The 20471-nt window shown below is 67.3% G+C and carries 18 protein-coding genes; 15 read left to right on the top strand and 3 right to left on the bottom strand.

Annotated elements, in window-relative coordinates:
• The first annotated feature begins 64 nt into the window (after positions 1–64).
• From LG3211_RS09265 to LG3211_RS09235, 7 genes are all read left to right on the top strand, one after another.
• Positions 65–1675, top strand: a complete 1611-nt coding sequence (locus LG3211_RS09265) for a carboxyl transferase domain-containing protein (RefSeq protein ID WP_057942579.1) — start codon at positions 65–67, stop codon at positions 1673–1675.
• A gap of 35 nt (positions 1676–1710) precedes the next feature.
• Positions 1711–3402, top strand: coding sequence for a molecular chaperone HscC (locus tag LG3211_RS09260; RefSeq protein WP_057942578.1), 1692 nt, complete (start codon positions 1711–1713; stop codon positions 3400–3402).
• Complete coding sequence (locus LG3211_RS09255; protein WP_057942577.1) at positions 3399–4217, top strand: J domain-containing protein; 819 nt, start codon at positions 3399–3401, stop codon at positions 4215–4217. Before LG3211_RS09260 ends, LG3211_RS09255 begins: the two co-directional genes overlap by 4 nt.
• Positions 4214–5740 (top strand): J domain-containing protein, encoded by a 1527-nt coding sequence (locus LG3211_RS09250; RefSeq protein WP_057942576.1) that lies wholly within the window; start codon positions 4214–4216, stop codon positions 5738–5740. The genes LG3211_RS09255 and LG3211_RS09250 overlap by 4 nt, the downstream gene beginning before the upstream one ends.
• 285 nt (positions 5741–6025) lie before the next feature.
• Positions 6026–6658: a bactofilin family protein gene (locus tag LG3211_RS09245; protein WP_083512417.1), complete on the top strand. Its 633-nt coding sequence runs from the start codon at positions 6026–6028 to the stop codon at positions 6656–6658.
• The gene (locus LG3211_RS09240; RefSeq protein ID WP_057942575.1) at positions 6655–7029 is read left to right on the top strand and encodes a hypothetical protein; all 375 of its coding nucleotides are present in this window, start codon (positions 6655–6657) and stop codon (positions 7027–7029) included. The genes LG3211_RS09245 and LG3211_RS09240 overlap by 4 nt, the downstream gene beginning before the upstream one ends.
• A gap of 40 nt (positions 7030–7069) precedes the next feature.
• Positions 7070–7609, top strand: a complete 540-nt coding sequence (locus LG3211_RS09235) for a hypothetical protein (protein ID WP_057942574.1) — start codon at positions 7070–7072, stop codon at positions 7607–7609.
• A 72-nt stretch (positions 7610–7681) separates the two neighbouring features.
• Here LG3211_RS09235 and LG3211_RS09230 read toward each other — a convergent pair whose 3' ends face one another.
• Genes LG3211_RS09230 through LG3211_RS09220 form a run of 3 tightly spaced genes read right to left on the bottom strand, consistent with a single transcriptional unit; the run spans position 7682 to position 10137 of the window.
• Positions 7682–7924, bottom strand: coding sequence for a DUF6587 family protein (locus LG3211_RS09230; RefSeq protein ID WP_057942573.1), 243 nt, complete (start codon positions 7922–7924; stop codon positions 7682–7684).
• 3 nt (positions 7925–7927) lie between these two features.
• The gene (feoB, locus tag LG3211_RS09225; protein WP_057942572.1) at positions 7928–9829 is read right to left on the bottom strand and encodes a ferrous iron transporter B; all 1902 of its coding nucleotides are present in this window, start codon (positions 9827–9829) and stop codon (positions 7928–7930) included.
• Between the two features lie 59 nt (positions 9830–9888).
• A complete protein-coding gene (locus LG3211_RS09220) occupies positions 9889–10137 on the bottom strand; it encodes a FeoA family protein (RefSeq protein ID WP_057942571.1) in 249 nt (82 codons plus the stop codon).
• Positions 10138–10267: 130 nt separating this feature from the next.
• Here LG3211_RS09220 and LG3211_RS09215 point away from each other — a divergent pair, with 130 nt between their 5' ends.
• The 8 genes from LG3211_RS09215 (at position 10268) to LG3211_RS09180 (ending at position 20392) form a co-directional block, all read left to right on the top strand.
• Positions 10268–11050: an enoyl-CoA hydratase-related protein gene (locus tag LG3211_RS09215; RefSeq protein ID WP_057945381.1), complete on the top strand. Its 783-nt coding sequence runs from the start codon at positions 10268–10270 to the stop codon at positions 11048–11050.
• Between the two features lie 220 nt (positions 11051–11270).
• Complete coding sequence (locus LG3211_RS09210; protein WP_057942570.1) at positions 11271–11660, top strand: VOC family protein; 390 nt, start codon at positions 11271–11273, stop codon at positions 11658–11660.
• A 241-nt stretch (positions 11661–11901) separates the two neighbouring features.
• Positions 11902–13920: an acetyl-CoA carboxylase biotin carboxylase subunit gene (locus LG3211_RS09205; RefSeq protein ID WP_057945380.1), complete on the top strand. Its 2019-nt coding sequence runs from the start codon at positions 11902–11904 to the stop codon at positions 13918–13920.
• Positions 13921–14738: 818 nt separating this feature from the next.
• The gene (locus LG3211_RS09200; RefSeq protein ID WP_148648816.1) at positions 14739–15479 is read left to right on the top strand and encodes a hypothetical protein; all 741 of its coding nucleotides are present in this window, start codon (positions 14739–14741) and stop codon (positions 15477–15479) included.
• Between the two features lie 124 nt (positions 15480–15603).
• Complete coding sequence (locus tag LG3211_RS09195) at positions 15604–16272, top strand: hypothetical protein (protein ID WP_148648815.1); 669 nt, start codon at positions 15604–15606, stop codon at positions 16270–16272.
• Between the two features lie 9 nt (positions 16273–16281).
• Positions 16282–16941: a hypothetical protein gene (locus LG3211_RS09190; RefSeq protein ID WP_057942567.1), complete on the top strand. Its 660-nt coding sequence runs from the start codon at positions 16282–16284 to the stop codon at positions 16939–16941.
• The gene (locus LG3211_RS09185) at positions 16938–17837 is read left to right on the top strand and encodes a hydroxymethylglutaryl-CoA lyase (protein WP_057942566.1); all 900 of its coding nucleotides are present in this window, start codon (positions 16938–16940) and stop codon (positions 17835–17837) included. Before LG3211_RS09190 ends, LG3211_RS09185 begins: the two co-directional genes overlap by 4 nt.
• Positions 17834–20392 carry a sensor domain-containing protein gene (locus LG3211_RS09180; RefSeq protein WP_057942565.1) on the top strand — a complete coding sequence of 853 codons (2559 nt, stop codon included), beginning with the start codon at positions 17834–17836 and terminating at the stop codon, positions 20390–20392. The genes LG3211_RS09185 and LG3211_RS09180 overlap by 4 nt, the downstream gene beginning before the upstream one ends.
• Positions 20393–20471 lie beyond the last annotated feature (79 nt).

The following is a 20471-nucleotide window of genomic DNA, read 5'->3' as shown; positions in this document are numbered from 1 at the left end:
GTCATTGGCCGGCGGCAGCGCTTTATGCTTTGATGCCGCGTCCAAGCATCCGGCCGTCCCAGCAATGCCCGCGATCACTTCCCAGCTCGACCCGCGTTCGCAAGATTTCCGCGACAACCTCGCCTATCACCAGGCCCTGGTCGAAGAACTCGACGCGCGCCTGGCGCGCGTGGCGCACGGCGGCGGCGACAAGGCCCGGGCCAAGCACACCGAGCGCGGCAAGCTGCTGGCGCGCGACCGCATCGCCGCCCTGCTCGATCCGGGCTCGCCGTTCCTGGAAATCGCCCCGCTCGCCGCCGAAGGCATGTACGACGACGCCGCGCCGGGCGCCGGCATGGTCGCCGGCATCGGCCGCGTGCAGGGCCTGGAAGTGGTGATCGTCGCCAACGACGCCACCGTCAAGGGCGGCACCTACTTCCCGATGACGGTCAAAAAGCATCTGCGCGCGCAGGAAATCGCCCGCGAGAACCGCCTGCCGTGCATCTACCTGGTCGATTCGGGCGGCGCGTTCCTGCCGCTGCAGGACGAAGTCTTCCCCGACCGCGAACATTTCGGCCGCATCTTTTACAACCAGGCCCGGCTGAGCGCGGAAAACATTCCGCAGATCGCCGTGGTCATGGGCAGTTGCACCGCCGGCGGCGCCTACGTGCCGGCGATGTGCGACGAGTCGATCATCGTCAAGGAACAAGGCACGATCTTCCTCGGCGGCCCGCCGCTGGTGAAGGCCGCGACCGGCGAAGTCGTCGATGCCGAAGCGCTCGGCGGCGCCGAAGTGCACACCACCGTGTCCGGCGTGGCCGATCACTTCGCGGAAGACGACCGCCACGCGCTGCAGATCGCGCGAGAGATCGTCGGCAACCTCAATCGCCGCAAGGTGCTGCCGGTCGCCGTGCAGCCCTCGCGCGAGCCGCTGTACGCAGCCAACGAGCTGTACGGCATCGTGCCCAAGGACACGCGCCGCCCGTTCGACATCCGCGAAGTCATCGCGCGCATCGTCGACGGCAGCGACCTGCAGGAATTCAAGGCGCGGTACGCCAAGACCCTGATCACCGGCTTCGCCCACGTGCACGGTTATCCGGTCGGCATCGTCGCCAACAACGGCATCTTGTTCGCCGAGAGCGCGCTCAAGGGCGCGCACTTCATCGAGCTGTGCAACCAGCGCGGCATTCCGCTGGTGTTCCTGCAGAACATCACCGGCTTCATGGTCGGCAAGAAGTACGAGAACGCCGGCATCGCCAAGGACGGGGCCAAGATGGTCACCGCGGTGGCCTGCTCGCACGTGCCCAAGTTCACCGTGGTCATCGGCGGCAGCTTCGGCGCCGGCAACTACGCCATGTGCGGCCGCGCCTACGGCGCGCGTTTCCTGTGGATGTGGCCGAACGCGCGCATCAGCGTGATGGGCGGCGAACAGGCCGCCTCCGTGCTCGCCACCGTGCGCCGCGACGGCATCGAGGCCGCCGGCAAGGTGTGGACGCCGGAGGAAGAAGAAACCTTCAAGGCGCCGATCCGCGACCAGTACGAAAGCCAGGGCAATCCCTACTACGCCAGTGCGCGGCTGTGGGACGACGGCATCATCGACCCGGCCGACACCCGCCGGGTGCTCGGCCTGGCGCTGTCGGCCAGCCTCAACGCGCCGATCGAGGAACGAACCCGCTTCGGCGTGTTCCGCATGTAAGCTTTCGGCCAACCGCAACGGATTGTCGTTACGCCATGATCGTCGGCATCGACCTCGGCACCACCCATTCGCTGATCGGCGTCTACGGCGCCGACGGTCCACGCCTGATCCGCAACGCCCTGGGCGAATCGCTGACGCCGTCGGTGGTCAGCGTCGGCGACGACGAACGCGTCATCGTCGGCCGCGCCGCGCGAGAGCGTCTGGTCTCGCATCCCCAACGCAGCGTCGCCGCGTTCAAGCGCTGGATGGGCAGCGAGCGCATCACCGCGCTGGGCACGCACCGGTTCCGGCCCGAGGAATTGTCGGCGCTGATCCTCAAATCGCTGATCGCCGACGCGGAAGCCGATCTGGGCGAAAAAGTCCAGGAAGCGGTGATCAGCGTGCCGGCGTATTTCTCCGACAGCCAGCGCAAGGCCACGCGCATCGCCGGCGAGCTGGCCGGAATCAAGGTCGAGCGGCTGATCAACGAACCCACCGCCGCGGCGCTGGCCTACGGCCTGCAGCAACGCGACGGTGGCGGCCGTTATCTGGTGTTCGATCTGGGCGGCGGCACCTTCGACGTGTCGATCCTGGAATTGTTCGAAGGCGTGATGGAAGTGCACGCCAGCGCCGGCGACAACTTTCTCGGCGGCGAGGATTTCTCCGCGGCCTTGCTCAATGCGTTCTTGAACGAACACTCGCTCAGCGCCAGCCAACTGTCGCTGGGCGAGCTGGCGACTTTGGAACGCCGCATCGAGCTGTTCAAGCATGAGCTGGCGCGCGGCGACGAAATCGCCCTGGAACTGCCGCTGGCCGGACAGAACCGCGCCTGGCGCCTGGACGAAACCGGCTTCGCGCAGTTGTGCGAACCGCTGGTGCAACGCCTGCGCGCACCGCTGGAACGGGCGATGCGCGACGCCAAGCTCAGCCCGAGCCAGCTCAACGAAATCGTCCTGGTCGGCGGCGCCTCGCGCATGCCGCTGTGCGCGCGGCTGGTCTCGCGCATGTTCGGCCGCCTGCCGCTGCGCCACGTCAACCCGGACGAAGCCATCGGCTTCGGCGCCTGCGTCGCCGCCGGAATGAAGGCGCGCGATCAGTCGCTGGAGGAAATCATCCTCACCGACGTGTGCCCGCACACCCTGGGCGTCAACACCAGCCGCGAATCGCAGCACGGCTACACCAGCGGCGTGTTCTCGCCGATCATCCACCGCAACAGCACGGTGCCGGTGAGCCGGGTCGAGCGCTACTACCCCACCCAGGATCATCAGCGCGCCGTCGAGATCGAAATCTATCAGGGCGAAAGCCCGCGCGTGGAAAACAACGTGCGCCTGGGGATGATCTCGATCGATCTGCCGCCCAAGCGCCGCGACGAAAATCCGATCGACGTGCGTTTCACCTACGACATCAACGGCCTGCTGCAGGTCGAAGCGGTCGCGCTGTCGAGCGGGCTCAAGCGCGAAGTGGTGCTGGAGAAGAATCCCGGCGTCATGACCCAGGAGCAGATCCGCGAACGCCTGGCCGCGCTGTCGGCGATCAAGGTGCATCCGCGCGAGCAGCAGGAGAACATCGTCCTGGTCGCGCGCGCCGAGCGCCTGTACGAAGAACTGCTGTGGGCGCGCGAAGATCTGCAGGGCGCGCTGGTGCGGTTTCGCGGCGCGCTCGATCTGCAGGACCGCGATCTGATCGCCGAACACCGCGGCGAGTTCGCGCGCTTCCTCGACGCGATCGAAGCCCAAGGCTATACGTGAACCCGTTCGCGCGGCTGGGCCTGTCCGAGGACGCGGACCGGGCGCAGATCAAGCGCGCCTACGCGCGCGAGCTGCGGCTGGCGCGGCCCGACGAAGACCCGCAGGCGTTCCAGCAATTGCATGAGGCGTATGTGCGCTGCCTGGAGCTGGCGGCGCCGGAGGATGCCGCCGACTTCAGCCACGCCGACATGCCCGCTGCCGCGTTCGACGACATATCGCTGCAATTCGACGCGCCGGCGCTGCAGCCGCTGGACGCGATCGATCCCCAGTGGCCTGCGGCGCTGCCATCGACGCTGTGGCGCTACAGTCATCGCAGCGAACCCCATGAGGCGCCGCGCTGGCCGGCATCCGCCATCGACATCGCCCTGACGCCGCCCGAAGACGAAGCCGCCTTCGACCTCGATCAATTCACCCGCGAGCTGTTCCGCTACCAGGCCAGGCACTCGCCCGGGCAGTTGGATGCATGGCTGCGCGCGCATCCGGCGCTGTACAACCTTGAGCGCAAGGAAGCGGTGGGCCAGCATGTCCTGGAGTTTCTCTGCGACGGGCCGACGCTGTACATGCACCCGCTGGAAGTGATCCTGCGTTTCTTCGAACTGGATGGCCTGCATCCCGGCCGCCCGTGGATGCACGCTGCCGTCGATGAACTGCGCGAACGCGCGCGCTCGACCGGCACCGACTTCAGCGAGTTGCGCTTCGCCCAACCCGATCCCCGGCGCAGCAGCGAAGAGCCGCCGTGGATGTGGCTGCTGGTGCTGTTGTTCGTGTGCATGACGGTGATGCGCGCATTCAAGGGCTTCAATTCCTCCTTATGAGCGCATTCGAACGACTGGGGCTGGAACCGACGGCGGACGAGCGCGAGATCAAGCGGGCCTATGCGCGCGAGATCAAGCGCACACGCCCCGATGAGGACCCGGCAGGATTCCAGGAACTGCACGAGGCCTATCAGCATTGCCTGGCGTACGCGCAATACCGTCCCGAGCAGGACGACGAAGAGTTCGAAGCGTCTTCCGACACCTCGGCGACGGGCGATGACGACGCATCCGCGACCGACCTCCACGAACGCTCGCAGGCCGAGTCCGTTGCGCCTGACACACAGACGCCCCTGTTCGCCTCGCATCCGCAGCCCGAAGGGTGCGTGACCGCGCAAGAATCGCGAACCGACGGAACCGAGCTCGACGAACCGACGCAGCAGTTCGATCTCGACAGCTTCCTACACGCATTATTCGCCCATGCCACGAGCGACCGGCCCATCGATTTGCAGCGCTGGCTGCACGATCTCGAACCGCTGTACGCATTGGAACTCAAGCACGCGCTGCGCATTCCGGTCGCGCGCGCACTGGCCCAAGGCGAGCCGCCGCCGCCCAAGGATGCGATCGACGCGATCGCCGAATTCTTCGCGCTGATCACCACCGATCCGCGCGAAGAACATCTGGGCCAGATCCTGTATTTCACCTATCACCGCTCCGAACGCTACGCGCATTTCAAGCGCATCATCGCCCAGCGTTGCTCGCCGCATAAGCGGCCGACCGAGCGCTGGCCGATGCACGAACTACTCGGCCCGCGCTTCTGGCCGCGGCGCTTACTCGTCGCCGCGGTACCGATGATGCCCACGCACTTGATCGAACTGCTTGAACGGCTCGAACAAACTGACGCCTCCTTGGCGCAGTCGCAACTCGATTCGGCCAGCGTCGGTTTCTGGCGTCGCGCTACCGATCGTCGTTGGCTCAATTATCGGCGCGTGCTGGTCGGACTGGGGCGCTGCGCGCTGTACTACCTAGCCACCGTCGGACTCGCTTCGCTACTGATGGGCCTGGATCCGGTCCCGTTCGCTCACGCCGCGCGCAACATCGCGGCGTTGTTCATCGTATGGCTCACCTCAGTCGCACTATGGGCTGGGTTGTTGCACTTCAAAGACCTTATCGAGCGGCGCTGGGGTTGGGACACGGCTGTCATTGTCGCCATCCCCACTCTGCTGACCTGCTTGTTGGTGGGTTATTTCGCGCCCATCGAAGGCGCGTTCTTCGCCGGTCTGGCCACGGTCGCGTTGATCATGGTGCGCGGCCGAATTCACTCGGTGCCGGCGGTCGCTTTCTATGTCGCCAGCATCACCGCCTTATGCGCGCTCGTGCCGTTGCTTGGACAGCCAATGGACCTGTCGCTGCCGTATATCGCGGTCGCGGCTGGCGCGCTGCAGATCGCGCACGATGTGGTCTACGCTCGCGCGCATAAGATCAGTGTCGCTCAAACCCGTAAACGCGAAGGCTGGTTGTGGGCTCTGGCCGGCCTGACCGGGCTAGCCGCATTGGCTCTGCTCTTCGCCCCCGTGATTGTCTGAGCCCAACGCCCGGCTCTGCTGTCCCCGCCCCGCCCACCCCATTCATCGTCCTGAAAGACTTCTGAATTATTTTTGCCATCAAGGAAGCGGCGCGCTTGCATGAATGCGCGCCGGATCAGGCTGTTTCTCAATCGCGCCGCTGCCTGCGAAAACTGAACTGGAGTCGCCTTTTCCCGTAACTCGGATTGGTGAGATGCATCACAGTGGGCGCTTCGTATCAGCGTGTTAGGCTCCGAAGTTCACGCGTGTCATCACCTGATCCCCCGACCTGAGGAACACCGCGTCATGGCAATCTTCAACCAGCCCGCCCCGCCCAAGCGCGACAATCCGGTTCCGCCGCTGCCGCCGGAAACCGCGCTCAAGCGTGAACCCGATCCGGCAAGCGAATACTCCTTCGGCCAGCCGTCCACGCCGGCTCCGGCTCCGGCTCCGATCGCCGCGCCCGCTCCGACCCCGGCCCCCGCGCCGCGCCAGGCCGAGCAGCCGGTCGTCAAGGAATCGCTGATCGCCTCGGACCTGTCGATCGAAGGCAAGATCCACGGTGCCGGCCACATCCGCATCGCCGGCCGCTTCAAGGGCGACGTGCAGGTAGACGGCGATCTCACCGTCGAACTCGGCGCCAAGCTCAACGGTGGCGTGCGCGCGCGCAAGGTCGTCATCGCCGGCGAGCTGGAAGGCAACATCGAAGCCGCGCAGCGGGTGGAACTGCTGGAAAGCGGCGTGATGATCGGCGACGTCAAGGCCGGCGTGGTCACCGTCGCCGCCGGCGCGCGCGTTCGCGGCCAGGTCGAGTTCGGTTGGGAAGACAGCGGCAAGTCGGTCGCCCGCAACGACGCCGGCAAGTCCGACCGCAACGCCGACAAGAACGACAAGGGCGAGAAGAACGGCGCCAAGACGGAGACCGGCGCCGACTCATGAGCGCTGTTCGCCAGGGCATGCCCGGGGCGACACGCATCTGCCCGCACTGCAAGGCGACGATTCTCGAAACCGCGAGCGTCTGCCCTGCCTGCCGGCATCATCTGCGATTCGATTCCGACGCAAACGCGCAAGCGGCGAAACGATTTTCGCCGCTGCACGTAGAAGGCACCATTCGCCACCCACCCAGCGATGGTGCCTGGGAATACTCGATGGTCTTGTCGATCAAGAACGATCGCGGCGAGGAAATCACCCGTCAGGTCGTCGGCGTGGGCGCGCTGTTCCCCGGGGATGAGCGCACTTTCACTCTCTCGGTCGAAGCGTTCGAAGCGGTCGGCTACAAGGCCGCGAACAAGGGCCGGTTGCGCCGCTGAGCGGCGGCGCGCCGGTATCAGAAGGAAAGGATCCCCCTCGATGTCGGAACCCGCTTCGTTGTATGCGCGCTTCACCCTGAGCCACGAGCAGTACGAGGCCTTCATGAACTCCACGCCGGCGCGTCCGGCGTCGTTCGGCGATTGGCAATCCTGGTTCGACCGCCACCCCATGGCCGGCGACAACCGCGTGCCCGCGGCGATCCTGGGCGACCTGGACGCGGCCCGCGTGGCCGAGGTCATCAAGGCCTGGCGCGAGGACGACTGGACCGGCATGCCGCCGGTGGAATACGACGAAATCAAGCGCACCTTGCGCATCGCCATGCTGCAGGCCTCGGAGAATTTCCACGAGATGCTGCGGCTGCTGACGCCGTTGCGCGGCGCCAGCGCCTACAACGACCCGGGCGCGGACGATTTCATCGTGATCTTCGATTTCCTCTGGGACGGGGGCGACATCAGCGCTTATCTGCAACTGCGCGACGGCGACAGCCGCTTCGTCGAGGGCTGCCCGCCCGCGCATCTGCAGGAGGCCGGCGGTTATCTGCGCGAGGCGCTGAACTACATGCGCGATCGCACCGGCTGAGCCGCGCGGCGGTTCGATCCAATGTGAATCCACGCCGCGCCGGTTCGACGCGGCACGCGCGTTATCGCCGCCTCAGTCCGAAGGCCCGCAGTTGTCGCAACCCGCGCAGTTAGGCCCCGACGCGCTCGGCGCCGGCGCGATGCGCTTGCCGAGGTTGCGTATCCACTGCGGACGTCCGTCGCGCACCAGCGGCAAGGCGCAGGCGATGCGCAGGCGGCGCACGCCGCCGGGGAACTGCTTGCGCGCGACGACCACGGCGCTGATCAGCACCGCGATCGCCACCACCACGTATTGCGCGAACAGTCCGGCATTCATCGCTCACCCCGCTCCCAGCGCGACCGCGACCTGATAGGTCAGCAGCGAGGCCAGATAGGCCAATGCGAACAGATAACCGGCGCTGATCGCCACCTGTTTCCACGAGCCGGTTTCGCGCTTGATCGTCGCCAGAGTGGAGATGCACTGCGGCGCATAGATGAACCACACCAGCAGCGACAAGGCGGTCGCCAGCGACCAGCTGTCGGTGATGATCGGCGTGAGCGCCTGCGCGGCGGCATCGTCGTCGGCGGCCGACAGGGCGTACACCGTCGCCAGCGAGGACACCGCCACTTCGCGCGCGGCCAGGCCCGGAATCAGGGCGATGCAGATCTGCCAGTTGAAGCCGATCGGCGCGAACACCGCGGTCAAGGCGTGGCCGATGCGTCCGGCGAAGCTGTAGTCGATCGCCGGCATCGTCGCGCCCTCCGGCGCGCCGGGGAACGACAGCAGGAACCACAGCAGCACCGTCAGCGACAGAATGATGCCGCCGACCCGGCGCAGGAAGATCCATGCGCGTTCCCACAAACCGATCAGCAGATCGCGCGGATGCGGAATGCGGTACGACGGCAGCTCCAGCAGCAAGGCGTGCTCGCTCTTGTCGCGGCGCCATTTCTTCATCACCCACGACACCACCAGCGCGCTGAGGATGCCGGCCATGTACAGGCCGAACAGCACCAGCCCCTGCAGGTTCAACACGCCCCAGACTTTCTGCTGCGGAATGAACGCGCCGATCAGCAGCGCATACACCGGCAGGCGCGCCGAGCAGGTCATCAGCGGCGCGACGATGATGGTGGCGAGGCGGTCGCGCGGGTCCTGGATCGAGCGCGTGGCCATGATCCCGGGAATCGCGCAGGCGAAACTCGACAGCAGCGGAATGAACGAGCGGCCCGACAAGCCGGCGCCGGCCATCATCCGGTCGAGCAGGAACGCCGCGCGCGGCAGGTAACCGGATTCTTCCAGCGCCAGGATGAAGGCGAACAGGATCAGGATCTGCGGCAGGAACACGATCACCCCGCCCAGGCCGGCGATGATGCCGTCCACCAGCAGGCTGCGCACCGGCCCTTCCGACAGGCTGCGCAACGTTTCCTGCGAGACCCATCCGCGCAGCGGGCCGTCCATCGACATCAGCGTGTTGACGCCGCCGCCGACCCAGGCGGTGCCGGCCTCGATCGCGTCCATCAACGGCGTCGCCCAGGCGTACACCGCCTGGAAGATCAGGAACATCACCAGCGCCAGCGACATCAGGCCGAGCACCGGATGCAGCAGCCAGCGATCGAGCGCGTCGTCGATCTTGGCGGTGCGGCTCGGCATGCTCACCGTCAGTTCCAGCAGGCGCCGGGTTTCGGCGTGCAGATCGGCGCCTTCGGGCAGATGCGCGCGCGGCTCGTGCGGTTCGCGCGGCGCGGTCGCGATGCGGTCGAGCATCGCCACCAGATCGCGCGCGCCGTGGCGCTTGACCGCGACGGTCGGCACCACCGGCACGCCCAGTTCGCGCTCCAGCGCGACCAGATCGATGTCGATGCCGCGGCGCTTGGCCGCATCCATCATGTTGACCGCGATCACCATCGGCCGGCCGAGTTCGCGCAGTTCCAGGGCGAAGCGCAGGTGCAGGCGCAGATTGGTCGCATCGACCACGCACAGCAGCACGTCGGGCGCGCGTTCGCCGGGATAGAAGCCGCGCAGCACGTCGCGCGTCACCGCTTCGTCCAGGCTGGCGGCGCTGAGGCTATAGGCGCCGGGCAAGTCGAGCACCGCGTAGTGGCGGCCCGAAGGCGCGTGCAGGCGGCCTTCCTTGCGCTCGACAGTGACGCCGGCGTAGTTGGCGACCTTCTGCCGGCTGCCGGTCAGCAGATTGAACAAGGCGGTCTTGCCGCAGTTCGGATTGCCGACCAGGGCCACGCGCATGGCCTGCGCGGTGTCCTCGTGCGATGCGGCAACGGCGGATGCGGCGGGTGCGGCGGCGCTCATGCCGGGTTCTCCAACACACTGACCCGCACCCGCGCGGCCTCGCTGCGGCGCAGGGCGAAACGGGTGTAGCCGATCTGCACCAGCAGCGGCTCGGCGGCGACCGGTCCGGCGGCCATCACTTCGACCCGCTCGCCGCTGACGAAACCCAATTCGCGCAGGCGTCTGGCAATGGTGTCGTTGGGCGTGTGGTCATCGACGGATTCGACCGTGGCCGCGGTTCGATGCGGCAGTTCGGACAGCTTCAAGAGGTGGCTTCCACGGAGGGTGGCGTCCCAAATGGGAATTGTTCTCATTCTAGCACCGACCGCCGTACAGAGGCGGATGCGGCAAGCTGAACGGTATCATTCGCCAACTCCCACAAACTCTCCCATGCCGATGAGCCACCCGCTGCTGAGCCTGCGCGAGGGCCCTGTCGCCCGCCTGCGCCTGAACCGTCCCGAGTTGCACAATGCGTTCGACGCCATCCTGATCGCGGCCCTGACCGGCGCGCTGGAGTCGGTCGGCGCCGACGACGGCGTGCGGGTGGTGGTGATCGAGGGCGAAGGCGCTTCGTTCTCGGCCGGCGCCGACCTCAACTGGATGCGCGGCATGGCCGCGGCCGGCGAAGCGGAGAACCGCGAGGACGCGCTGGCCCTGGCCCGGCTGATGCGCACCCTCAACGAACTGCCCAAGCCGACCCTGGCCCGGGTCCAGGGCGCGGCCTTCGGCGGCGGCGTCGGTCTGGTCGCCTGCTGCGACATCGCCATCGCCGCGCCGCAGGCCAAGTTCGGCCTGACCGAAAGCAAGCTCGGCCTGCTGCCGGCGGTGATCTCGCCGTATGTGATCGAAGCCATCGGCGCGCGCCAGTCGCGGCGCTGGTTCGCCAGCGCGGAGATCTTCGACGCCGCCACCGCGCTGCGCATCGGCCTGCTGCACGAGGTGGTCGCGGCCGATCAGCTCGACGCGGCGATCGACCAGCAGATCGCGCTGCTGCTCAAGGCCGGCCCGCACGCGGCCGCGCAGGCCAAGGCGCTGGTGCGCCGGGTCGCCGGCGAACGCGACGGCGCCCGCCTGGACGCCGACAACGCGGCCTTGATCGCCGGGCTGCGAGTATCGGCCGAAGGTCAGGAAGGGTTGTCGGCGTTTCTGGATAAGCGAAAGCCAAACTGGATCGCGTAAACCAGGCCCGTCGCTCCGCCCGAAGCTGTAATCGACCGGCCCCGGCAGTAACCGCGTAATCCCAAGCCCCTCACACCGGCAGAACCCACAACCTGCCGGCCTCAACCGCCCCGCATAAACCCAGGCCCGTCGTCCCGGCAACAGCCGTGCGTCCGGCCTCGGCGATCCGTATCCCGAACCCAACCTCACCGCCCACCCCGCTTCCGCCCTGGAGTCCGCCATGCTCGATCACCTGGGTTTCGCCGTTTCCGACCTGCGCCGCAGCCACGACTTCTACCTGCGCGCGCTGGCGCCGCTGGGCTACGGCCTGGTGATGTCGCTCAGCAAGGAACAGACCGGCGGCTACGAAGGCCACGCCTTCGGCCCGCAGCACGAGCCCGCCTTCTGGATCGGCACCGGCGAGCGCACCTCCACCGGCCTGCACGTGGCGCTGAAAGCGAAATCGCGCGAGCAGGTCGATGCCTTCCACGCCGCCGCGCTGGCCGCAGGCGGACGCGACAACGGCGCGCCGGGCATCCGCCCGCACTACTCGCCCGATTACTACGGCGCGTTCGTGTTCGATCCCGACGGCAACAACATCGAAGCGGTCTGCCGCATACCCGCGCAGTGAGCCACCGCGGCAACCGGACGATGCTCGTCAACACCTCGGCGTATGGGCGAGCGCCGGCACCACCAGATCACGCAAACGCGTGCAACGTCGCGCTACGTCGCGTTTTCGCCCGGCCGATCAGGCGACACGGCGCCCGCCAATCGGCGAAAATCCCCGCATCGCGTCGGCCGGCCGGCGTAGTCACCGGTTCCGACCGTCTTTCTTTCCATGCGCACACGCGCCCCGACTTGCGATGCACGCCATGTTCGAAAAGATCCTGATCGCCAACCGCGGCGAAATCGCCTGTCGCGTCATCCGCACCTGCCGCAAGCTCGGCATCCGCACCGTCGCGGTGTATTCCGACGCCGATGCCGACGCCCAGCACGTGCGCCAGGCCGATGAAGCCTATCCGATCGGCGGCCCGCGTCCGGCCGACAGTTATCTGCGCGGCGACGCGATCATCGAAGTGGCGCGCCGCTGCGGCGCGCAGGCGATCCATCCGGGTTACGGCTTCCTCAGCGAGAACGCGGATTTCGCCGACGCGGTGGAAGCCGCCGGCATCGCCTTCATCGGTCCGAAAGCCGCGTCGATGCGCAAGATGGGCAGCAAGGCCGGCGCCAAGGAACTGATGCAGGCCGCCGGCGTGCCGGTGGTGCCGGGCTATACCGGCGAGGATCAGGACGCCGCGCATCTGCATCGCCAGGCCGACGCCATCGGCTATCCGCTGATGATCAAGGCCGCGCACGGCGGCGGCGGCAAGGGCATGCGCATCGTGCGCGACAGCGGCGAGTTCCTCGCCAACCTGGAAAGCTGCCAGCGCGAAGCGCGCAACGCTTTCGGCCGCGACCGCGTGCTGCTGGAGCGTTATGTCGAGCGCCCGCGCCATATCGAAATCCAGATCTTCGGCGACTCCGCCGGCCAGGTGATCCACCTCAACGAGCGCGAATGCTCGGCGCAGCGCCGTTATCAGAAGGTGCTGGAAGAATCGCCGTCGGTGTTCCTGACGCCGCAGTTGCGCGCGCAGATGGGCGCGGCGGCGGTGCAGGCCGGACAAGCGATCGATTACGTCAACGCCGGCACTGTGGAGTTCATCGTCGGCCAGGACGGCGGGTTCTATTTCATGGAGATCAACACGCGCCTGCAGGTCGAGCATCCGGTGACCGAGCTGGTGACGGGATTGGACTTGGTCGAGTGGCAGTTGCGCGTCGCCGCCAATGAACCGCTGCCGCTCGGCCAGGATGCGATCGTGCAGCGCGGCCACGCCATCGAAGTGCGCTTGTACGCGGAGGATCCGGAAGCCGGCTTCCTGCCGGGCTCGGGCAAGCTGGAACGCTTGCGCCTGCCGCGGGCCGATGCGCATGTGCGGCTGGATTCGGGCGTGATCGAAGGCGATACGGTGACGATCTTCTACGACCCGATGATCGCGAAGATGATCGTGTTCGACAGCGACCGTCCGCGCGCACTGGCGCGGCTGCGCGGCGCGCTGGCCGCGTGCGAGATCGTCGGGCCCAAGTCCAACATCGAATTCCTCGAACGCCTGGCCCGCCATCCGGCGGTGGTCGGCGGCACCATCGACACCGGCTACCTGGATCGTCATCTGGATGAGTTCATGCCGGCGGCGAATCCGGACGAAGCCGGCGACCGCGACCTGCTGATCGGCGCGACCGTGGCCGAGCTGCTGAGCCAGGAACAACGCACGCGCGAAGCCGCGGCCGCGTCGAACGATCCCAGCTCGCCGTGGGCGATCGCCGACGGCTGGCGCCTGGGCCACGGCGGCCGCCGCAGCCTCGCCTTCCTGCGTCGCGAGCAGCGTCTGGAACTGCAGGCGCACGGCAGCGGCGGCGACTACCGCATCGAAATTCCGGCTAACGACGCGGCTGCCTACAACGTGCAGGGCGCGCGCATGGACGGCAGCGAACTGAGCCTGCGCATAGACGGCCGCGCGCGCCGCCTGAGCACGCTCGGCGACGGCCATCGCGTGGTCATGCACGACGGCGAGCGCCGCCTGCGCCTGGAAGCGGTGCCGATGTACTACCACCAGTCCAGCGCCGCCGCCGGCTCGGGCAACAACGTCAACGCGCCGATGCCCGGCCGCGTGGTCGTGGTCAAGGCCGCGCCCGGCGACAGCGTCGAAGCCGGCCAGGAAGTGATGGTGATCGAGGCGATGAAGATGGAGCTGAGCCTGAAGGCGCCGCGCGCGGGGACGATCGCAGAAGTGCGCGCGGTGGCAGGGGATTTCGTCGAGGCCGATGCGGTGTTGGTGACGTTGGAGACGGTTTGATTTTGTCTGCCCGCACGCAGATCGCTATGGCGGTTTGCGTGCGGGCCCTCCAACTCGTCATTCCCGCGAACGCGGGCTCTGCTTTACTTCGGCGGAGCCGAACATCCAGTGCCTTTCGTGCGAGAACCTTTGAAGTCGCTAGATTCCCGCTTTCGCGGGAATGACGACCTGGTGGAATGGCGCTGAAGTCTCTGGATTCCCGCCTTCGCGGGAATGACGTTCTTGATAGATGGCACTGAAGTCTCTGCACTTCCAACGTCGCGAGAATGACGGCATGGGGACGACGACGAAGGCTCTGCGTACCTACCAAGCACACACGTCCTTTCCTTCCGTCATTTCCGCGAACGCGGGAATGACGTTCTTGAGAGATGACGCTGAAGACTGTGGACTCCCTCCATCGCGAAAATTACGGCATGGGGATGACGACGAAGGCTCTGCGCACCTACCAAGTCCGCACGCCTTTTCCTACCGTCATTCCCGCGAACGCGGGCTCTGCTTTACTTCGGCGGAGCCGAACATCCAGGGCCTTTCGTGCGAGAACGTTTGAAGTCGCTGGATTCCCGCTTTCGCGGGAATGACGTTCTTGGGAGATGGCGCTGAAGTCTCTGGATTCCCGCTTTCGCGGGAGCGGCAGCCTTGAGGGAAACGCGGGAATAACGCCCCTGAAAGACCGGCGCTCCCCTAGCCACTTGACCGCAGCCCCCAACCGCGCCGAATAATGGCGCCGCAAATGCTTCAATCCCGGCTGGGAGCGCCGGATTCCTCGGCCGCCGAACCATGGCGGCCCCTGGTCTGTGTGTTCTATGGAGGGAAATCCCATGCGTTTACCCATGCTGTCGTCGCGGGTACGAAAGCTGTTTGCGGCCGGCCTCGCGCTGGCCCTGCTGAGCGGGTGCAGCGTCACCACCTTCGAATCGCCGCCGAGCGGCACCCAGGTCGCCTGCGATCCGCGTCTGGTCGGGCAATGGCGCAGCCGTCAACTCGACGACACCGACCGGATCAGCATCCTGCCGAAGGATTGCGGATTGATCGACCGCAACACCGGCGAGTGCCCTTCCGACCTGATCGGCTACCGCTTTACGTATCTGCCCGATGCCACCGGCGGGTACATCGTCGCGACCGACGCCACGCTGGCGACTCAACCCGCCACCTGCCAGGGCTTGCATAGGGAAGACTCCGATGACGACAGCGATTCGCATCGGGGTCGTTACATGCTCCTGCGCTATGTCGTCACCCCGGATCGGATCGCGATCCACAGCGTCGATACGCTGCGAATGGCAAGGCTGATCGCCGCGGGCACGGTCCCCGGCACCGTCAAGAACACCCACAGCCACACCGAACACCCCGACATCACCTCGGTCAAGCAACTCGACGCCGCGCTGCGCGAAACCAAGTCGAAGTACGACGAGCCGCAGATCGACGCGTCGGTGAAAGGCAGCAGCGCGCAGATCGATGCGCTGCTGGCTTCGCGCAAGGATCTGTTCTTCGCCAAGCCGGGCATCGTCCTGCGCCGCGACGGCAAAGCCGCGACAAAACCCTCGCCCCGCTCGAACCGCTGACACGGCTCACCGGACCGGCGTGCGCGGATCGCAGCGATTCGCGCAACGCCGCGTTCCCTTCGACGAACGAGATGCCGCTTGAATGCGCATCGCCCGTCGCCATCCATTCGCAGAGATTCCCGCAATGACTGCTCGCTCCCATTCCATCGTCTGGCGCGCATTGATAGCGGCCATCGCCCTGTCCATCTCGCTGGCCGGTTGCCTGATCGCCGAAAACCCGCCGTCGGCGCCCCTGCCTTGCGACCGCGCCCTGGTCGGCGACTGGGGCCTGATCGAGGGCGAGGCCATCCTCGGCCCATCCGGCCAGGCCGCCGCGGACGACGACTTCACCGACGACGACGAACGCCGCCTGCGCATCGATGCGCAATGCCGCGCTCACCTGCCGGCCAAGTACGAGCCGCGCGAGGTCCAACTCGGCGTATACAAAGCCAACGGCCATCGCTATCTGGCGCTGCCCCTGGCCGACGTGGCGGTGCTGCTGACCGGCAAGAAGGGCGCGCAGGAAGTGGCCGGCGACGCGCTCATGGCGAAGTATCCGCACACCGTCAGCCTGATGCGCTATCAGACCGAACCCGGGTTCGTGACCCTCGACCTGGGCAATCCCGATCAGCTCAGGCAAGTGGTCGCCGCGCGCAACGCCCGCAGCGGCCTCTCCGGCCCGGACGCGCCCGGCTTCCTGACCGGCGAGGGCCGCCAGATCGCCAGGCAGCTGCGTGAGCATCCGCAGCTGTTCGCGGCGCCCGATCGCAGTACCCTTTATCGTTTCAAGCGTATACCCCCCGCCGCGCACTGAGAGGCCGCCATGACTCCGCCCGATCCGTGCTTCCGCGCCGCCGATCGCCCCGCCGGGCCCGAGCGGACCGAGCGCCGCCGCGGGTGGACGAACGCAGTCGCCGCCGCGGCGATCCTCGCCGGCCTGGGCGGCTGTGTCGCCTTCGAGCACTCGCCGGTCGAATCCGCAACCTGCGACCCCGACCTGCCCGGCACCTGGAACCTCAAGGCCCAGGGCGTCGCCAAGACCCTGCGTATCGACGCGCGCTGCCACACCGAGGACTGGCCGGGCCTGCACGAGCAGCCCACGGCGCTGGACCTGACCGGCTTCAGCCTGGGCCGCGACCGCTACATCGTGCTCTCGCCGGCCGACGCCCAGCGCGCGATCGGTGCGCAGGGCGAATCGCTGGTCAAGGCCGCGCCGGCCGGCTCGGTATTCGTGATCCTGTACCGTATCGAAAACGGCCGGGCCAGCGCCTGGCTGCCCGATTCGCAACGCGTGCTGGCCGCGATCGCCACCGGCGAACTCAACGGGCGCAAACTCGACGAGAAATTCCCCCTGGTGCAGGGCTCGGCCCAGGCCATCCGCGATACCCTCTCGCAACACGGCGCCCTGCTGTACAACACCGAAGCGAACAAGGCGATGGTGCTCGAACGCGTCCTCGCCCCGGCCTCAAAGGATTCCCCATGACCCAACCCGTTTCCGTACGCATCGTCGAAGTCGGTCCGCGCGACGGACTGCAGAACGAGAAATCGCAGATCGCCACCGCCGACAAGATCGCTCTGATCGATCGCCTGTCGGCCACCGGCCTGCGCAGCATCGAAGCGACCAGTTTCGTCAGCCCCAAGTGGGTGCCGCAGCTCGCCGACGCGGCCGAAGTGTTCACCGGCATCCACCGCCGCGCCGGCGTGCACTACCCGGTGCTGGTGCCCAACGAACAAGGCTACGAGCGCGCGCGCGCGGTCGGGGTGGAGGAGATCGCGGTGTTCACCGCCGCATCGGAAGCGTTCAACCTCAAGAACATCAACGCCAGCATCGACGAATCGTTGCAGCGCTTCGCGCCGGTGATGGCGCGGGCCAAGGCCGACGGCGTGGCGGTGCGCGGCTATGTGTCCACCGTGCTCGGCTGCCCCTATCAGGGCGAAGTGCCGGTCAGCGACGTGGTGCGCGTGGCCAAGGCCCTGCACTCGATGGGCTGCTACGAAATCTCCCTGGGCGACACCATCGGCGTCGGCACGCCGGGCAAGGCGCGGGCGATGTTCAAGGCGGTGGCCGCGGAAGTGCCGCTGCAGGCGCTGGCGGTGCATTTCCACGACACCTACGGCCAGGCCTTGTCGAACATCCTCGCCTGCCTGGAAGAAGGCGTGGCGGTGGTCGATTCGGCCGTGTCCGGCACCGGCGGCTGTCCCTATGCCAAGGGCGCCAGCGGCAATGTCGCCAGCGAAGACGTGGTCTACATGCTGCACGGTCTGGGCATCGAGACCGGCGTGAATCTCGACGCACTGGCCGACACCGGCCGCTGGCTGGCCGGCCTGCTGGGCCGCGAGACCGGCAGCAAGGTCGGCAAGGCGCTGGCGGCGGCGTGAATTCCGACGCGCCCGCCGGCGGTCCTCCCACCTCGCCCGCCGCACAGGCGGCGGCGACGGCGGACACCATCGCGGCGCTGCGACGCGCGCTGCAAGACCCGTCCCTGCCCGCGACGCTGCGCGCGACCTTGGACGACGCGCTGGCCGCGCTGCAGCGCGAACCGGCCTCGCTGCACCGCGCCGCGTTCGACGCGATTCCCGATCTGGTCACCGTGATGGAAGAAGACGGCACCGTGGTCGAGATCAACCGCCACGGCATGGGCGCGCACCGCCGTCTGCGCGAAGACATCATCGGCCAGCCGATCCACGTGCTCAATCCGGAACTGCCGCGCGATCATATGGCGCCGGTCTGGGAAAGCTTGAACCGCGGCGAGAGCTACATCATCGAGGTCACCAACAAGCGCGGCGACGGCGCCCGTTTCCCGGTCGAGGTGCATTCGGCCAGTTTCGAATTCGAAGGCAAGCGGCGCATCATCGCGGTCGCCCGCGACCTGAGCAACCGCGCCGAGACCGAGCTGCGTTTCCGCGAGCTGGTCGAGACCATCGACCGCGGCGTGATCGTGCAGGACAAGGCCCTGCGCATCATCTACGCCAACAGCGCGGCGATGCGCCTGCTGTCGCTGCACAGCGGCCAGAGCATCGCCGACGAATTGCGCAGCGGCCACTGGATGCTGGTCGATGAGCGCGGCCACGAACTCAAGCCCGAGCAATACCCCTCGCAGCTCGCCCTGACCACCGGGCGCATCGTCGAAAGCACCGTGTTCGGCCTGTATCACCGCGACCGCCGCGAACTGATCTGGCTGTCGGTGACCGCGGTCCCGCAGTTCCCGCCCGGCGGCGACCGCCCGCATCAGGTGTTCGCGCTGTTCTCCAACGTCACCGAGCTCAAGCGCGACAGCGCCCTGTTCGACCGCGCCCAGGCCCTGGCCCACATCGGCGGCTGGGAATGGGACGCCGGCCGCGATCGCCTGTATCTGACCCTGGAAGCCGAACGCATCCTCGGCCGCGACAGCACGCCGACGCGGATCGAAGAACTGCTCGAATGCCTGCAGCCGCTCGATCGCCACCGCCTGCGCAACGCGCTCGAACGCACCCTCGCCGGCGGCCGCGGCATCGACCTGGAACTGCAGGGCCTGCGCCCCGACGGCAGCAGCTTCTGGGTGCGCGCGATCGCCGACGCCGGCCTCGGCGACGTGGTGCGGCAGGTGCTGACCGGAACCTTCCAGGACATCACCGAGCGCAAGCACGAAGAAGAACAACTGCGCGTCCAGGCGCGCAGCGACCCCTTGACCGGCCTGCTCAACCGCGATGCGGTGCAGGCCGAACTCGAACGCCGCCTGGACACGTTTCCGCATTCGCCGCTGGCGGTGCTGTACATCGACCTGGACCGCTTCAAGGTGGTCAACGACGTGCTCGGCCATGCCGCCGGCGACCGCCTGCTGGCTTCGGCCGCGCGCCGCATCCGCCACGCGGTCGGCGATCAGGCCCAGATCGCGCGCTTCGGCGGCGACGAATTCCTGGTGGTGTGTTCGCTCGACAGCGATCCGACCCGCGGCGAACGCCTGGCCGACGCGATCCTGGACATCTTCGGCGACAGCTTCCGCGTGGACGGGGAAGAATTCAGCATCACCGCCAGCATCGGCATCAGCCAGGCGCCGCTCGACGGCCGCACCGCCCAGCAGCTGATCCAGAGCGCCGACGTGGCCATGTACGACAGCAAGCGCCGCGGCCGCAACAGCTGGCAGGCGTTCACGCCGGAACTGGCCGAACAGCAACTGCACCGCCTGCAGTTGGAAACCCATCTGCGCCGCGCCGTGCACAACGACGAATTCCATCTGGTCTATCAACCGCAGGTGGATCTCAACGACGGCCGCGTGATCGCGGTCGAGGCGCTGATCCGCTGGCGCAACCGCTCGCTCGGCGAGATGCGCCCGGATCGTTTCATCGATCATGCCGAAACCACCGGCGACATCGTCGGCATCGGCGGCTGGGTGCTGCACGAAGCCTGCCGCCAGTTGCGGCAATGGCGCAACGACGGCCTGAAGATCGAACGCGTCGCGGTCAACGTTTCCTACCGCCAGTTCCTCGGCGACGATCTGGCCAGCAACGTCGCCGCCGCACTGGCCGAATACGACCTCACCGGCACCGCGCTGGAACTGGAATTCACCGAGCGGGTACTGATCGAGGACGCCCCCGACACCGTGCGCACCTTCGCGCGCCTGCGCGAGCTGGGCGTGAGTTTGTCGATCGACGATTTCGGCGAAGGCTACAGCGCGCTCAATTACCTGCGCCGCCTGCCGATCCACGGCCTCAAGCTCAGCCAGTTGTTCGTACAGGGCGTGCCGGACAATCAGTCCGACGTCGCGGTGTGTCAGGCGGTGACCGGCATCGCCCGCAGCCTGGGCCTGGGGCTGGTCGCCGAAGGTGTGGAAACCGAACGCCAGCGCGCGTTCCTGCGCGAGTTGGGCGTGGCCATCGGCCAGGGCTTCCTGTTCGCTCCGGGACTGTTGCCGGACGATCTGCGCGATTACTGCCGGGCGCAGCGGCCGAATTGAGCGCGCGCCTGGCGTGGCTGGCACGGATGGCTTCGTGCGATTCCCGCCAAGCGCGATGATCGCGACAGCGGACAATGGA

This window comes from Lysobacter gummosus (assembly GCF_001442805.1).
Taxonomy (GTDB): domain Bacteria; phylum Pseudomonadota; class Gammaproteobacteria; order Xanthomonadales; family Xanthomonadaceae; genus Lysobacter; species Lysobacter gummosus.
This window is presented reverse-complemented; position numbering and strand designations above follow the sequence as displayed.

Excerpts from the sequence above, each read along its gene's own strand:
- LG3211_RS09265 (WP_057942579.1), top strand. The coding sequence starts at position 65 with ATGCCCGCGATCACTTCCCAGCTCGACCCGCGTTCGCAAGATTTCCGC.
- LG3211_RS09260 (WP_057942578.1), top strand. The coding sequence starts at position 1,711 with ATGATCGTCGGCATCGACCTCGGCACCACCCATTCGCTGATCGGCGTC.
- LG3211_RS09250 (WP_057942576.1), top strand. The coding sequence starts at position 4,214 with ATGAGCGCATTCGAACGACTGGGGCTGGAACCGACGGCGGACGAGCGC.
- LG3211_RS09245 (WP_083512417.1), top strand. The coding sequence starts at position 6,026 with ATGGCAATCTTCAACCAGCCCGCCCCGCCCAAGCGCGACAATCCGGTT.
- LG3211_RS09240 (WP_057942575.1), top strand. The coding sequence starts at position 6,655 with ATGAGCGCTGTTCGCCAGGGCATGCCCGGGGCGACACGCATCTGCCCG.
- LG3211_RS09235 (WP_057942574.1), top strand. The coding sequence starts at position 7,070 with ATGTCGGAACCCGCTTCGTTGTATGCGCGCTTCACCCTGAGCCACGAG.
- LG3211_RS09230 (WP_057942573.1), bottom strand. The coding sequence starts at position 7,924 with ATGAATGCCGGACTGTTCGCGCAATACGTGGTGGTGGCGATCGCGGTG.
- feoB (WP_057942572.1), bottom strand. The coding sequence starts at position 9,829 with ATGCGCGTGGCCCTGGTCGGCAATCCGAACTGCGGCAAGACCGCCTTG.
- LG3211_RS09215 (WP_057945381.1), top strand. The coding sequence starts at position 10,268 with ATGAGCCACCCGCTGCTGAGCCTGCGCGAGGGCCCTGTCGCCCGCCTG.
- LG3211_RS09210 (WP_057942570.1), top strand. The coding sequence starts at position 11,271 with ATGCTCGATCACCTGGGTTTCGCCGTTTCCGACCTGCGCCGCAGCCAC.
- LG3211_RS09205 (WP_057945380.1), top strand. The coding sequence starts at position 11,902 with ATGTTCGAAAAGATCCTGATCGCCAACCGCGGCGAAATCGCCTGTCGC.
- LG3211_RS09200 (WP_148648816.1), top strand. The coding sequence starts at position 14,739 with ATGCGTTTACCCATGCTGTCGTCGCGGGTACGAAAGCTGTTTGCGGCC.
- LG3211_RS09195 (WP_148648815.1), top strand. The coding sequence starts at position 15,604 with ATGACTGCTCGCTCCCATTCCATCGTCTGGCGCGCATTGATAGCGGCC.
- LG3211_RS09190 (WP_057942567.1), top strand. The coding sequence starts at position 16,282 with ATGACTCCGCCCGATCCGTGCTTCCGCGCCGCCGATCGCCCCGCCGGG.
- LG3211_RS09185 (WP_057942566.1), top strand. The coding sequence starts at position 16,938 with ATGACCCAACCCGTTTCCGTACGCATCGTCGAAGTCGGTCCGCGCGAC.